We start from the raw sequence: 14,627 nt of genomic DNA on the forward strand, positions 1-14,627 counted from the left end.
ATCCTTAGAAAGTCCTCTTTACTCCCCCAAGTGACTCATAGCAGGCCGATACACAGGCCTGCTAATGTTTATCAAACGAACTCTCTAAGTTATAACAATACCTGGATAGACTAGCAGAGAGCATTAAACTAGGTTAATTCTGTTGCGCAATAAAACCAAATCTATCGACATTCAACTCTTGCAAACTAGCGGTCTGAGAAGTATTAACTTGCTGAATTGGTTGCTTCAAGACACGTTCTGCTTGTTGCATTAATATTTGCCAACTATGGTCATTGTCTGACTGCATCGCAAAACCAATGTTGATATTAACTCTCAGGTCATCGTGCAATGGTTTAATGACTAAATTAGCCACTTTCTCTTTTAATCTAACGGTTAACCGTTGCAATTGATCCGTTGAAGTCTCTTCAAACAACAAGACAAACTTATTATCATGATGTCTAAAAATTCCGCTATTAATATGAGCCGTAAACTCTAAAACACTGGCGACATGCTTAACAACACTATCACTACCACCGTAGCCATATTTTTCACTTATATGAGGTAGTGAATCAATCTCAACAATCATAATGGCCATGGGGGCATTTTGATAAAGACCTAACTCAAAAACTTGTTTGGCTCGATGGTGTAAAGCTTGGCGATTTAACAACCCTGTTAATGGATCAACCTGAGTCACATCTTGCAATTTGAGTTGTTGTTGACGATATACAATTAAACAACACGATAATGTTATCAAGATTAAAAAAGTGAACACAGCCAAAGTGCCTGACGATTGTAAAACGCGATTCCCCGCAGCACTTAAGGTTAATTGTTTATCAAAAGCTACAAATATAAATCGAACAAATTGTTGTCCAAAAAATATCAATTCAGCAAACAGAAAAGGGTAATAAATAGCGTGAAGCTTTCTAGATTTAGCCGCCAATATAATGGTCAAAACAGTACAGATATTAATAAGCATTAACAAAGGGTATATATAAAGCAACCTAGATGTCAGTGACTCTAAAAAGCCTGGAACGTAATGCATTAAAAACACAATTACAGAGATCAATATCATTGATGGCCACTGAGGGGTAAGCTGAAGCTGCCGTCTGATACCGGCAAGTAAACCAAGATGAGCTAATATATAACATGCATTAGCTAAGCTAGGGCCAAGCCAATAGGGAATAGGTAAAAAGTAAGAAAGTAAGCCAATGCAACTGCTGACAAAAAATAATCCACCAGCTATGCTCCAATCTATTAAGCTGCGCTGGCGATGACCAACAACATAAAATGCCAGTAAACTGATAGCCATCATCGCACTGACTATTGCGGTTGATACGTGAAGAGTAAAAGCATCCATTGCTAAATTACATCCTAAATATGCATGTTAAGTTAATATATCGTTAAAAATAATACTTTAAAAGCAACAAACTAATATTTATCACAAATGACGCGTTATATCCGTTATAAATGCCCTGTTTTGACCCAAATAACCGTATCCTGTTCAACATAGGGATTGTGCTGACTTAAGTGTGGACTGCGTAGCCAGGTCCCAGCAGGATAATGGCCGTGCTCATCAATAAACTCGCCACTGATAACATATATTTCTTCACCACCAAAATGACGATGTGGTTGAAATTGACATCCTGCAGGCCAAAAAACTAACGCACTGGATTCAGTTAGATGCTGATGTAACGGCATTACTTGCAACTGACCTTGGCCCGGTAACCAAGGCGCGTGTTGAGTGTCGATACGAACTTGCTTTAAATCTGATGGTTGAAACTGATGCAACTTAACCAGTAATTCACAGCCCTGTAAACTAAAAGGGGCGTGACTAAAACCTTCGGGATTGCGAATGTATGTGCCCGCTGGATAATCGCCAGTTTCATCAGAAAACACGCCAGATAAAACCAGAATTTCCTCACCTAATGGGTGTGGATGTGATGAAAAACAGGCACCCGCATCATATTTAACGATACTGGTTGCATGGCCTTGCTCAGCTTCTTCTCTAGCAAGACGCTTACGCCACACGCCCTTCGCGGGGCTTTTATCCCAGCCCAATTGATTAGTATCAATAACCACACGTTGGTTAAAGTCCATGTTAATTGAGTCAGTTTTTATCGACTTTAAAGGATTAATCTCTGGGATATCAACATCGTTAGAATTACTACTTTGCATTACGGTTCCTCATTCACACTATGTGGTTATCATAGATTGATTAAACAGGAAAACAAGCAGGTACAATTGTGACACCTAGGTACTTTTAGGTGTATTTTAATGAAATATAAGTATTAATTTAATTTACCAGACCGATAAATAATGAGAGCCTTAAAATGCTTTCACCCAATAATGCAATATTATGAGGTCACCACAAGTTAAGGCTTACGACAAAACCTAGTTAATAAACTGTCGTAGCTGCAATGCTTAACAGGTCAACTAAATGTGCCCATTACAAAATGCTCAACCACCCACTTTTGGGCTTTAGCTACTGATGTTTAGCTATTAGATTTGGCCAATTGCTTTTGTTGTTTATATGCCTTAGCCGATGCAGGAATTGGGGTTACTTTACCCGTTTCTAACCATTTTTTAAGACGGCTAGCATCTGCTATATGGGTATATTTGCCAAAGGTATCGAGCACCACAAATGCGACTTTTCGCTTATTCATTTCGGTCAACATAATTAAGCAATGACCGGCTTTGCTGGTATAGCCAGTCTTAGTTAGCGCGATATTCCAACCGTCTTTAAATACCAACTTGTTGGTATTCTGGAAGTCAAGATTGTATCTTGGCTTATTGAAAATAATGTGTTTTTTCTCAGTTGAACTTAACTTGCCCAATAAAGGATATTTTTGACTTTCCTGTAGCAAAATAACCAAATCCTTTGCACTGGAGACGTTATCAGCAGATAAACCTGTTGGCTCTGCATAACGAGTTTGCTCCATACCCAATGCTTTCGCTTTGGCATTCATTGCATAAATAAAAGCAAAGTAGCCACCAGGATAATGATGGGCAAGCGCTGTGGCTGCACGATTCTCTGAAGACATTAAAGTCATCAGCATCATGGTTTCACGGCTAACTTCACTGCCAACTCGTACTCTGGAGTAAACATTACGCATAATTGGGGCTTGATGAATATCTACTGTAATCATTTCATCTAAAGGTAATTTAGCATCTAACACCACCATTGCAGTCATCAGCTTAGTCACAGATGCTATGGGTACTTGATGATTAATATTACTCGAATATAAAACTTCATTAGTGTTAAGGTCCACCAGCATAGCACTACCCGCGGCTAGCTCTTGTTGTTGAGAGGACGCAACGGCTGTTGCTGCATAAGCCTGATGGGTTAAGCTAGCTAATAATAACAGTGTCGAAAAAGCAGATTTGAATGGCATCATCAAGGTTAATTTTTCAATAAAAAATAAAAATTAAGTATACGCTAAACAATGATTAATCAGCGAATCAATTCATACTAAAGTAGCGCTTTAACTTCACTTTCCATGAACAAATAGCCTACGGGGTCATTACATCGTGTTATCTGCTATCCCGTAAACGATGGGGCATTAAGATAGCTATACTCATTTATTAACCATACTTGCCAGCAGTAATAACCTATAATCACAGTAAATTGGTAATAATAACAATCACAACTAGCACTCTATGCCAGCGTTAATTTACTGTTATAGTACTTATTCTGACGTAATGAAAAACGTTATACCTGTTAACTCGATTTACTTTTTAGAGGTTGGATCAGATGCTGCTTACTAATGGCTTGATCAAATGGATAATATTATGGCAATGACTATCGATGCACTTCTTGGTAAGTGGCAACAATTTCTAACCTACATCAACCCTAATAGTGCAGCTACAGAGCAAGAGTCAGAGCCGACAAATACATTATCCTTAAAAGCCATTGCGCAAACCTATCGACACCATGGACTTAGAAGCCCGCTCAAACAACAGATCTCTTATTCAGTAAATACGGATATTTACCATGTCATCGGGCGAGAACAAGCTATAGATCAAATCAACAACGCCATTGAGTTATGGCGTGATAACCAAGGTGAATTGAGCGCGATCATTGCCCCTTTTGGAGCAGGTGTCAGTACTTTTATTCAGAATATTATTCGCGGGCAACCGGAGTCTGAGCCACTATTATGGCTTAGCTTCTGTAAAGCGCCGCTGTCTTCAAAAGAAGCTATCGCCACTTTATATGATTGTTTTGATATCCAAAATGAGCCCCAATTAATTACAGATGCCATTAGATTAATCAATGCACAGCCTCAACATATTATTTTCCTGGATGACATTCATCGATTAATGCAGCGCCGAATGGGCAGTTATCAAGCTTTGGTAACATTAGCGACTATATTAATGGAAACCAGGCAAAGGCATTGCTGGATTATGGGGTGTGAAACCTATGTATGGCAAAGACTCTCTTCGCAATATCAAATTACTCATTTTATTAAAACCGTCGTTCAGCTTAAGTATTTTACTCAGACTGAATTAACCACATTTCTTACGCTTTACTTACCTGATATGGGTATAAATTTACCGCATGAAAGCAATAACACACAAGAGAATGAAGGCGATTCAGCTCTCACCATAGAGTTAAACGCCCTAGAGTCCCACACCAAAACCTTAATGAAAATCTGCCAAGGCCAGCCTAGACTCGCTTTATTCATTTTAAAGCAATCTATTGATGAGCATAAGGTATCTAAACTTAGCGATCTCAACTCAAAAGATATTTTCACTATCGACACCCACGCACTAAAAAGTTTAGATGAAGAATCTCTCTTTGCACTCGCAGAAATTTATGTTCATGGCGGATTAACCGTTGAACATTTAAGCATTATTTTCAACATGTCTATCGAAGAAAGCTCGTTAAAATTGGAGTTTCTCAGCAGGCAAGGTCTATTGATAACACAATACTGTGAAAGTGATTTTGCGCGACACTTTTATCAAATACCACCAGTACTGAGTAAAATAGTCGCCACGCACCTGCTTAATCACAACAAACTTTTTAGCTTCTAATCATTACCAAAGAGAATAGGTATGGAATCAACAACAGACGCATTACAGTCGCTAATTAGCATCATCTCATTAGAGAAAATAGCCTTAATTTTATTGATATGCTTTTTTGCCTGGGCGCTATTGAATGTAATAAAAATCAGTTTAGATAAACTCACCATAAAGCTGCCAAAATATCGATTATTCTGGGGACGACTTTACCCGTTTATCCGCTTATTTATTTGGGGCTGCGTAATAATTTATACTACTGCAGGAATTATCGCACCTCACCAAAATGTAGTGTTAGCTATGATTGGTTCAATCAGTATAGTTATCGGTTTAGCGACTCAAGAACCGCAAAAAATATGATTGCTGGCTTCATTATTATGTTAAATCCCCCTATCGAGTGGGTGATATGGTCTCGCTCGCAGGCCATTATGGCGAAGTAATAAAACTTGAATGGAGCGTAACCTGGCTGCGAACCTTTGATGACAACACCATCATGGTGCCTAATGCTGAGGTATTAAAAAATGCCGTATCAAATGCCAATAGCGGCGCCCTAGATGAAATGGTTGTAATCAGTTTTAATTTACCTTTGCACGCCGATCATAAACAAGCCATAGCCCTTGCCAAAGAAGCTAGACAATGCTCACCTTACACCTTTTTAAATAAACCCATTAGGATCATATTAGGGACAGATTTATCCTATGGGCAGCACATGCAAACCATTACCATAAAAGCTTATGTAATGGATATACGCTTGGAAAGAAAGTTCATCAGTGATATCAATGTAAGAGTGTTAGATGCTTTTAAAGATGCGCATTTTTATGACGACAAGCAAATAATTTCGCCGCAGGTTACGTTATAATCGAGATAATGTTAAAAACAACTAATGGAATTGCCTAATGACTCAAGATGAAATGAAAAAAGCGGCCGGCTGGGCTGCATTAAAATATGTCGAAAGAGATACCATTGTAGGTGTAGGTACAGGCTCAACGGTTAATCACTTTATTGATGCACTAGCAACAATGAAAGATGATATTAAAGGCGCGGTTTCAAGCTCGGAAGCATCAACAGCAAAAATGAAACAATTAGGCATTGAGGTATTTGATCTAAACAATGTTGCAGACATAGCCGTTTATGTCGATGGCGCCGATGAAATTAACGACCGCATGGATATGATTAAGGGCGGTGGTGCAGCTTTAACCCGTGAAAAAATTGTTGCCGCAGTAGCCAAAAAATTCATCTGTATTGTTGATAACACTAAACAAGTATCGATATTAGGCGACTTCCCGCTACCGGTAGAAGTTATCCCGATGGCGCGCTCATATGTGGCACGTGAATTAGTTAAATTGGGCGGTGATCCTGAATATCGTCAAGGTGTAGTGACCGATAATGGTAATGTGATAATAGATGTTCACAATATGAAAATTTTAGATCCTAAAGTCATGGAAACTAAAATTAATGCCATAGTCGGCGTTGTAACCAATGGTTTATTTGCTAACCGTGGCGCTGATGTATTGCTAGTTGGCACACCTGAAGGCGTTAACACTGTCACCTCAAAGTAACAGCTTTTTATACTGCTAGCTTTGAAATAGCTATTTTTTAGCAGCTTAACAGGCTAAAGCAGCATTCTCGTCTAATAAAAAACCTAACTCGCTAAGTTAGGTTTTTTATTTATCTAGCACCTGCGAATGCAAGATGTAATAGCCGCTGCCCCTGAGAAAAAGTATAGAAATAGCTAATTCATTACTGAGCTACAGATACTAATAACCATGTCCAACACATCAAAGTACTTTTAGACTTTAAACATACTCACTGATTTATGCAGACCAGCTGCGCGAATACGCAAATCCTCTGATGCTGCTGCATTCTCTTCTGAAGCATGCGAAGACTCATCAGCTATGTCACGAATAACCACCACGTTTTTATTAACCTCAGCAGCCACCATGCTTTGCTCCTCAATTGCGGCAGCGATTTGAGTGCTCATGTCCATAATATTAGTCACATCTTCATTAATTAAGCGTAGTAATGAACCCGCACTTGCAGCTTGGTCAGCACTTTCTGCACCTTGGCGCTGGCTAGTTTCCATTAACTGTACAATAGAGCGAGTCCGTGTTTGCAAGGTAGTAATAATACCGGCAATCTCCTCGGTAGACTCTTGGGTTCGCATCGCTAAACTTCTAACCTCATCTGCAACAACCGCAAAACCGCGACCTTGTTCCCCTGCTCTAGCAGCTTCAATTGCGGCATTAAGTGCCAGTAAGTTAGTTTGCTCTGCAATTCCTCGGATAACATCTAATACACTGCCAATAGTCTTACTGTCCTGCTCGAGCTCGCGAACCACTTTAGCTGAATCATTAAGCTGACTGGCAAGTAGTTGAATTTTTGCTATCGTTTCTTCTACACCAATTTGACCACTCTTTGCGTTATCGTGGGTTTGGCTAGCTTTTAATGCGGCTAATTCAGTGTTATTAGCAATCTCATCAATTGTGGCGCCCATTTCAGTAATGGCGGTTGCAACCATGTCAGTTTCATTCAGCTGCCTTAATACACCTTCCGATGCTAAAGAGGCATTATTAGATAGCTCCTGGCAGGAAGTATTCATTGCATCAACAGCTTCATTGACTTGCTCAATCAAACTTTGAAATGCTCCCACCATACTATTAAAATGAGTGGCAATTCGTGATAACTCATCATCCCCTGAGTCATCACAACGCAGGGTTAAATCTTTAGATTGCTCAATACTGGCAATTACGCGGGTAATATTTTCAACGGGGGTAATAATGCTGCGAATAATATAATAAGTGGATATCGACAAAGCCAGGGTAATCAATAAGAAAATACTGCCGCCTAAATATATGCCATTTTCTTCTGCTTGATTAATTTCAGCTAAAGTTTGTTCTTTTAACGCTTTACTATCGTCATCGGTTTTATAAATAGCATCGCGTAACACCTTCATTTTACCGTCAACTTCAGTCAAGCCAAATTCTTGCTCTTTACTCACTAAGGCCTGAAAGTCAGCCTGATATTGGTCAATACTCGCCTGTAATTCATCTTTGGTTCCAGAGGCTAAATACGAACTATTTACCGCTTGCTTAAACTGACTAATATAAGATTTAAACGAGTCTATATATTTAGGGTCGCGGCGCAACATGAAATCTTTTTCATTACGGCGAAGTTGTAACATGATGACTAATAATCCATTTTCATCATTGCTGCTTAAGATAGATTCCACATTATGAACAGCTTCTCTTAGCTGACCATACAGACCTGTTTTAGGGGTTAAGCCTATTTCTTTTTGCAGCACCACAACATCGTTAAATGTCGATTTATAAGTCTGGACACTGTCTTTTAAGCCATTTAAAGCAGTAAGGGGGATATTGCGATCATTTAGCACTTCTTCAACACGCTCAAACAATACATTTAGGTCTGCGAAATTCTGTTGATGTTTTTCAAGATATACGACATCCAATCTGTTTAAAAAATCTTTTTCCTCTTTTCTCAGTTGATAAATTTCTTTTTCAATTTCCATTACACTGGTTGCTGCCAATGCTAGCTGCTGTTGTACGTTGATGGAATATTGTTGTAATGCAAACATAGCAACAAGTGCCGAGATCGATACGGCTGCACTCAACAGAAGCTTAGATCGGATTAACATAGCGCATCCTTTTTTCATTTTAATAGTTAATATATAGTCGTTTTTATGTAAGTAAGCTAATAAATAAACTAAAAAGTAAGCTAAAAATTAAGCTAAAAATTAAGCTAAAAATTAAGCTAAAAATTAAGCTAAAAATTAAGCTAAGTATTCTTTACAAAAAAATTACCATTAAATTATTATCGGCATATGACATTAAACCTAAATGTTTTTATCGACATTTACAGCCAAAAAATCATAAAAAAAGGCCTTCCGAAGAAGACCTTAATTCATCACTATTATGCTAAAAGCCCAATGCTTGCACAAATACGAGGCTTATTTTTCCATTTGGTGGCAATCAGTACATTCTTTCATTGTCAGTTCAGGGCTGTGCATTTCCATGTCTATTTCATGCGCATCACCAATAGCATGACAATCAGCACAAACAGCTAAGGTTGCTTCATTTTCAGTATGCATAGCAACGTCGATACTTTCATGACACTCAACACAGTCAACTGCAGCAGCTGAACCAGCAAAAAATAGTGCAGCAAATAAAATTGAATATTTCATATATACTCCTAAGTCATTTAGGCGCAGATCAGTATTATGCGTTCCAAAGCTCAACATTTACTGCACGCGTTTAATAAGTGTATTAACCACTATTTTAGTTTCTATTTCAAAAAAGATTATCAAAAATGATAACAACATCAAATTTTAAGCGTTATTTTTACAATCTGAATCAACTTTAGCAAAGCTATAGGCTTCTGCACGATTTTCAACCAAAAAAATTACCACCAAGCTATTTACCACTTGGATATCTAAATCATAAATTAATGGATGGAGTCCACTTCTTCTTGTGTTAAGTAGCGCCAATCTCCGGGCACTAACTCTGGGTCTAGTTCAATTTGACCAACACACTCACGGTGTAAATTAACCACTTTATTACCAACTGCGGCAAACATGCGCTTAACTTGATGATATTTGCCTTCGCTAATTGTCAAGCGTACCTGTTGTGGGGTAATAAGCTCTAAAATAGCAGGTTTAGTTAACCCATCCTCATTACGCAGTGCAATACCACTGGCAAAAACAGCCACTAAATCTTCAGTAATGGGATCAGCTAATTCGACTAAATAACGCTTACCACAATCTTTTTTAGGTGAGGTTATTTTATGAGACCACTGACCATCACTAGTGATCAATACTAAACCTGTGGTGTCAGCATCTAGCCTTCCGGCAATGTGCAAAGTATCGATTTTTTCGATATCCATCAGGCTCAACACCGAAGGATAAACTTCATCAATAGTCGAGCAAATAGTGTCTACTGGCTTGTGCAACATGATATATCGTTCACCTACCACAGAAATCACTTGGCCATCTAAACAAACCACTGTTTTTTCTGTCACTTGAAATCCCGAATCTTTTATAATGACACCATCACAGGTAACATCACTTCGGTGAAGTGCTTTTTTCGCCATAGTACGGGTCAGTTCGGTACTCTCACAAATAAATTTGTCTAAACGCACAATCAATACTCACTGCTTTAATTTGTTCATATTATGCGGTCTTAAGTTAAAAATAGAAATAACAGCCGAGTAAATCGTACTTTTCGTTACACCTAGTCACAAAAAACCACACTAAAACCCCCAGAGAACGCTTGTATTATTAGCCGACAACCCCTTAACATAGCTGTCACAACAATAAGTCAGCAGTCAATTCAAAGAAATACTTTGGCACTCAAAACCTGACAAGATAAAAACAAAATTACCAGCCTCCATTGAAGGGCATATTTAACGCAAGGGAAACAACATGAAAAAATTGGTTATTGGAGGACTTTGTGCCTCGCTTATCGCTGGCCTGTCAGCTTGTAGTGATAATACTCAAGCAACAGCTGATTCGGCAGCAAAAACTGAAGTCACTAAAACAGCAACCGCAGCAGCTGTTGAAAAAGCACTGACTTCAGGTATTAGCTTTGACAATATGGACAAAAATATTCGTCCACAGGATGACTTTTACTTATATGTTAATGGCGGCTGGATGAACACAGCTGAGATCCCAGGCGATCGCACTAATATTGGTGCTTTTTACGACTTACGTGAAAATGCCCGTGACGACGTTAAAGTCATTATTGAAGATTTAAGTGCCACGCCTAATTTAGCAGATGGTACCGACGAGCAAAAAGTGGCGGACTTGTATCGCTCATTTATGGACGTTGCAACCTTAAACAAGTTAGGTATCGCACCAATTCAAGCTGATTTAGATAAAATTGCAGCACTAAAAGACAAGAATGAATTAACTGCATTTTTTGGTGAAAATCAGGCTAATGGTGGCGGAACGCCATTGGCATTCTACGTTGAAATAGATGCCAAAAACTCTAGCCGTTATGCGACTCATATTTGGCAATATGGCTTAAGCCTGCCAGAAAAGGATTACTATTTTAACCAGGAAGAGCGCTTTGTTAATATTCGTAAAGCCTATGTTGAACATATCGAAAAAATGTACGACCTAGCTGGTTTACCAAATGCTAAAGCAAACGCACAAGCTGTGCTTGCGCTAGAAACCAAAATTGCTGAAAAGCATTGGGATGTCGTTGAAACTCGCGATAGCACCAAAACTTACAACTTGTATCAAGTAGCTGACTTAGATGAGTTAGCACCGGACATTAACTGGCAAGGTTACTTGGCAGCATTAGGGGGTGATAAGCAAACTGATATTATTATCAACCAACCTAGCTATATCCAAGGGTTAAATGAAGTCATTAAGAACAATGACCTTGATGCATGGAAAAATTACCTCACGTGGATGGCCCTAACCCACAATGCAAGTAACTTATCAGAAGCGGTAGACAACGAAAATTTTGCTTTTTTCTCTAAAACCTTAAATGGTCAGGCAGAGCAAGAACCGCGTTGGAAGCGTGGTGTCACTACAGTAAGTGATACCCTAGGTGAAGTCGTCGGTAAAGTGTATGTTAAACGTCATTTTGCTCCAGAAGCGAAAACACGGATGGAACAGCTTGTCGAAAACCTTCGTGGCGCTTATGGCTCGAGCATCGATTCGCTAGATTGGATGAGCGCTGACACTAAAGTCGCGGCAAAAGACAAGCTAGCTAAATTTAACCCTAAGATTGGTTATCCAAATAAATGGGATGACTATACTAAACTGACGATTAAAGCGGATGATTTATTAGGTAATGCTAAACGCGCTGCAATTTTTGAACATAACAAAAATTTAGCTAAGCTAGGCCAACCAATAGATAAAGACGAGTGGCACATGACGCCGCAAACCGTTAATGCTTACTACAACCCAACCATGAACGAAATTGTGTTCCCTGCTGCAATTTTACAACCACCGTTCTTCAACTTAGAAGCTGATGATGCGGTTAACTACGGTGGTATTGGCGCGGTTATCGGTCACGAAATGGGCCATGGGTTTGATGACCAAGGTGCTAAGTTTGATGGTGAAGGTAACATGCGTGACTGGTGGACTGAAGCTGATTTAAAAGCATTTGAAGCTAAAGGTAATGCCCTTATTACCCAATATAGCGGTTATAAAGTATTTGACGATTTGAACGTAAATGGTGAATTAACCTTAGGCGAGAACATTGGTGATTTATCAGGTGTGACCATTGCTTATAAAGCTTATAAAATGTCACTAAATGGTCAAGAAGCACCAGTAATTGATGGTCTAACTGGCGATCAACGTTTCTTTATGGGCTTTAGCCAAATCTGGCGTGTGAAAATGAAAGAAGAAGCCATGCGAAATCGCGTAGCAACTGATCCACATTCTCCAGGCCATTTCCGTGCATTAGGCGCATTGTCTAACATGCCTGAGTTTTATACTACTTATGACGTGAAAGAAGGTGACAAGATGTACCTTGCACCAGAAAGCCGCGTAAAAATCTGGTAAGCATAATCTAATATTGAAGGGCGCCATTAGGCGCCCTTTTTGTTAACCTTTCTTAATCTAAATATCTGTCTTTATTCAGGATTGATTCAGCTTCAGTAAGTTACAGTGTCCCCAAGCTAATCGCTTGGAGAATTTACATTGAATAAACTTTTTCGTACTCTTTTTATTTTTTTAGTGCTATTGAGCACCCGCCAAGTTACCGCCCAGTCACTTGCGCCTGTAAATCAACAAGATGACAAAGTCCCTTACGGATTAAATCTCGGTACTCACAATGCGCTTGATATTTTATATTCAATCCCTGACTTTCAAGCATACCAGCCTATGCAACAATCAGCAGACTTGATTGATTTAATGACACAAGCAGATCTGGCTCAAACTGAGTTAGGCCAGCTTTTGTCGGTTATCAGTCAACAGAATAAAACAACCATGTTGTTACCTGCGGCCAAAAGCTATCATCGGGCGTTACAAAAAGTAACTCATAAGTTTGAAGGCGATGCCCGTTTAATTACCGATTTAGCCCGAGGAAGCATAGTGGCTAATAATGTTGATGACTTAATGGCAAGCTACAAAATGTTAGCTGAAAACAGCGAAGTGGTACAAATTAAAAACCGCTTTGCTAACCCAAAGGTATCAGGTTATCGCGATTTAAATGTTCTGCTGAAACTGCCACAAAGCCAAATGATTGTTGAAGTGCAGTTACACCTACAAACCATTGCCAATATAAAAAGTGGTCAGGATCATAAACACTACGAACAAATTCAGCAAATAGAAGCCATCGTCAGCATAGAACATCGTCCATTGAATGAATTTGAAATACAGCAAATAACCCGAATTCGTCAACAATCCCATAAGCAATACCATAAAGCTTGGCTGGTGTATAAACGTCAAGCTATCACTACCGATTATCCACAAGCAGCCTAACCAGCCATTAATTCCACCCACCCTTTTGCGCTCATATGAGCGCATTTTTTTTATCTGAATCAGCCATTATCTCTGCTATAATCCCGCCCAATATCGCATTGACCGCTATCGCGACTAAAGGAACATCCAATGCAAGACATTATTGACCATTTACAAGAACTCAGTGAAACCGTTCCAGTTCCTTTTGAATTACCTACTTTTGAGCAACTAGTCGAAGTTGAAGAACAAATATTAATTGGGCTTCCAGGCGATTTAAAAGAGTATTTACTGTATGCCAGTGACGTTATTTATGGCACTTATGAGCCAGTTACTGCCACAGATCCCTACTCGCACACGTATTTGCCAGAAGTAGCCAGTTACGCATGGTCTATTGGATTACCAAGAGAGCAAATCCCCATTTGCCAAATAGGTGACAGCTTTTACTGCATTGAAGAAAACGGTCAAGTGCAATTTTGGAAAAACGGTCGCTTTAGTGATGCACGTTGGGAATCATTGTGGGACTGGATTGAAGATATTTGGCTTGGACTATAACACCCATTTTCACATTCAAACATCAGCTTATTTAGGAAATATTATGTCAAACCCTTCTGGCTTAAACGCCATTGAAATGCAGTGTTTACGCCAATCATTTGGTTTAACAGTTGAGCAGGTCGCACTCATCACTAAAACGACTTCTGAAGCGGTTATCGCATGGGAAGCCGGTGAAGCGGAGGCGCCAATACCTGCTCAAAAGAAGCTATTAGAAATTGATGACATCATTGAAATGCAAGTGCTCAATACCACCGATGGCATTGAAGAGTTATTTAAAAAAGAGCCTAAACGCCGTTTAGCGTTTGTGGTATATCCAACCCAAGCACTTTATACCCAATATAATCCTGAATTTTTAAGCTCATTACCGGTAACAGAGTTGTATAATACTGCGGCATGGCGAATTAAAAAAGAATGTAAGCTGGTACTTGAAGTTGATGTGAGCCTTATAGCGCTGGATGCAGAAGCATACAAAACCTATCGCGCAGATAGCGGCATGAGTGAAAGCCGTGAAAGCAGAGCTAAATGGGCTGCAACTCAGCTATAGTGATTGGCTATAACATAACAAACAACAAGGAAGCTTAATGCTTCCTTTTTTAATGCCGATAAAATCATAATCTATTAATGAAAAAGCCACACCCAAAAGAGGGAT

General features: G+C 39.2%; 14 protein-coding genes. 8 read left to right on the forward strand and 6 right to left on the reverse strand.

All coding sequences use genetic code 11. The features are described 5' to 3' along the window. Positions 1–133: 133 nt before the first annotated feature. From ACRWP9_RS17260 to pbpG, 3 genes are all read right to left on the reverse strand, one after another. Positions 134–1,336 carry a diguanylate cyclase domain-containing protein gene (locus ACRWP9_RS17260; RefSeq protein ID WP_434927011.1) on the reverse strand — a complete coding sequence of 401 codons (1,203 nt, stop codon included), beginning with the start codon at positions 1,334–1,336 and terminating at the stop codon, positions 134–136. A gap of 104 nt (positions 1,337–1,440) precedes the next feature. Then, entirely contained in the window at positions 1,441–2,076 is a 636-nt protein-coding gene (locus ACRWP9_RS17265) for a cupin domain-containing protein (protein ID WP_434929121.1), read from the reverse strand. Positions 2,077–2,471: 395 nt separating this feature from the next. Further along, positions 2,472–3,371, reverse strand: coding sequence for a D-alanyl-D-alanine endopeptidase (gene pbpG, locus ACRWP9_RS17270; protein ID WP_434929122.1), 900 nt, complete (start codon positions 3,369–3,371; stop codon positions 2,472–2,474). Positions 3,372–3,756: 385 nt separating this feature from the next. On the opposite strand from pbpG, the gene ACRWP9_RS17275 reads away from it, so the two are divergent. From ACRWP9_RS17275 to rpiA, 4 genes are read left to right on the forward strand one after another with little or no spacing between them, the layout of a single operon-like run. After that, entirely contained in the window at positions 3,757–5,010 is a 1,254-nt protein-coding gene (locus ACRWP9_RS17275; RefSeq protein ID WP_434927012.1) for a hypothetical protein, read from the forward strand. A 21-nt stretch (positions 5,011–5,031) separates the two neighbouring features. Next, a complete protein-coding gene (locus ACRWP9_RS17280; RefSeq protein ID WP_434927013.1) occupies positions 5,032–5,355 on the forward strand; it encodes a hypothetical protein in 324 nt (107 codons plus the stop codon). Between the two features lie 46 nt (positions 5,356–5,401). Beyond that, complete coding sequence (locus tag ACRWP9_RS17285) at positions 5,402–5,854, forward strand: mechanosensitive ion channel domain-containing protein (protein ID WP_434927014.1); 453 nt, start codon at positions 5,402–5,404, stop codon at positions 5,852–5,854. Between the two features lie 37 nt (positions 5,855–5,891). Then, on the forward strand, positions 5,892–6,554 hold the full coding sequence (rpiA, locus tag ACRWP9_RS17290) for a ribose-5-phosphate isomerase RpiA (protein ID WP_434927015.1): 663 nt from the start codon (positions 5,892–5,894) through the stop codon (positions 6,552–6,554). 230 nt (positions 6,555–6,784) lie between these two features. On the opposite strand, the gene ACRWP9_RS17295 is transcribed toward rpiA, so the two are convergent. The 3 genes from ACRWP9_RS17295 to rsuA form a co-directional block, all read right to left on the reverse strand. Continuing rightward, on the reverse strand, positions 6,785–8,647 hold the full coding sequence (locus tag ACRWP9_RS17295; protein WP_434927016.1) for a methyl-accepting chemotaxis protein: 1,863 nt from the start codon (positions 8,645–8,647) through the stop codon (positions 6,785–6,787). A gap of 312 nt (positions 8,648–8,959) precedes the next feature. Beyond that, complete coding sequence (locus ACRWP9_RS17300) at positions 8,960–9,193, reverse strand: cytochrome c3 family protein (protein ID WP_226413640.1); 234 nt, start codon at positions 9,191–9,193, stop codon at positions 8,960–8,962. Positions 9,194–9,453: 260 nt separating this feature from the next. Continuing rightward, positions 9,454–10,146 carry a 16S rRNA pseudouridine(516) synthase RsuA gene (gene rsuA / locus ACRWP9_RS17305; RefSeq protein ID WP_434929124.1) on the reverse strand — a complete coding sequence of 231 codons (693 nt, stop codon included), beginning with the start codon at positions 10,144–10,146 and terminating at the stop codon, positions 9,454–9,456. Between the two features lie 283 nt (positions 10,147–10,429). On the opposite strand from rsuA, the gene ACRWP9_RS17310 reads away from it, so the two are divergent. From ACRWP9_RS17310 to ACRWP9_RS17325, 4 genes are all read left to right on the forward strand, one after another. Further along, positions 10,430–12,526, forward strand: coding sequence for a M13 family metallopeptidase (locus tag ACRWP9_RS17310; protein ID WP_434927017.1), 2,097 nt, complete (start codon positions 10,430–10,432; stop codon positions 12,524–12,526). Between the two features lie 138 nt (positions 12,527–12,664). Continuing rightward, complete coding sequence (locus tag ACRWP9_RS17315; protein WP_434927018.1) at positions 12,665–13,447, forward strand: GTP pyrophosphokinase; 783 nt, start codon at positions 12,665–12,667, stop codon at positions 13,445–13,447. A gap of 129 nt (positions 13,448–13,576) precedes the next feature. Continuing rightward, entirely contained in the window at positions 13,577–13,978 is a 402-nt protein-coding gene (locus tag ACRWP9_RS17320) for an SMI1/KNR4 family protein (protein WP_226413636.1), read from the forward strand. Positions 13,979–14,021: 43 nt separating this feature from the next. Further along, a complete protein-coding gene (locus tag ACRWP9_RS17325; protein ID WP_226413634.1) occupies positions 14,022–14,522 on the forward strand; it encodes a DUF4447 family protein in 501 nt (166 codons plus the stop codon). Positions 14,523–14,627: the final 105 nt, after the last annotated feature.

The sequence above is a fragment of the Shewanella sp. HL-SH2 genome (genome assembly GCF_051164935.1).
GTDB lineage: Bacteria > Pseudomonadota > Gammaproteobacteria > Enterobacterales > Shewanellaceae > Shewanella > Shewanella glacialimarina.

Bases quoted from the DNA above. Each gene is read 5' to 3' on its own strand.
- ACRWP9_RS17295 (WP_434927016.1), bottom strand. From the start codon at position 8,647: ATGTTAATCCGATCTAAGCTTCTGTTGAGTGCAGCCGTATCGATCTCG.
- pbpG (WP_434929122.1), bottom strand. From the start codon at position 3,371: ATGCCATTCAAATCTGCTTTTTCGACACTGTTATTATTAGCTAGCTTA.
- ACRWP9_RS17325 (WP_226413634.1), top strand. From the start codon at position 14,022: ATGTCAAACCCTTCTGGCTTAAACGCCATTGAAATGCAGTGTTTACGC.
- ACRWP9_RS17275 (WP_434927012.1), top strand. From the start codon at position 3,757: ATGGATAATATTATGGCAATGACTATCGATGCACTTCTTGGTAAGTGG.
- ACRWP9_RS17265 (WP_434929121.1), bottom strand. From the start codon at position 2,076: ATGGACTTTAACCAACGTGTGGTTATTGATACTAATCAATTGGGCTGG.
- ACRWP9_RS17280 (WP_434927013.1), top strand. From the start codon at position 5,032: ATGGAATCAACAACAGACGCATTACAGTCGCTAATTAGCATCATCTCA.
- ACRWP9_RS17300 (WP_226413640.1), bottom strand. From the start codon at position 9,193: ATGAAATATTCAATTTTATTTGCTGCACTATTTTTTGCTGGTTCAGCT.
- ACRWP9_RS17260 (WP_434927011.1), bottom strand. From the start codon at position 1,336: ATGGATGCTTTTACTCTTCACGTATCAACCGCAATAGTCAGTGCGATG.
- ACRWP9_RS17285 (WP_434927014.1), top strand. From the start codon at position 5,402: ATGGTCTCGCTCGCAGGCCATTATGGCGAAGTAATAAAACTTGAATGG.
- ACRWP9_RS17310 (WP_434927017.1), top strand. From the start codon at position 10,430: ATGAAAAAATTGGTTATTGGAGGACTTTGTGCCTCGCTTATCGCTGGC.
- rpiA (WP_434927015.1), top strand. From the start codon at position 5,892: ATGACTCAAGATGAAATGAAAAAAGCGGCCGGCTGGGCTGCATTAAAA.
- ACRWP9_RS17320 (WP_226413636.1), top strand. From the start codon at position 13,577: ATGCAAGACATTATTGACCATTTACAAGAACTCAGTGAAACCGTTCCA.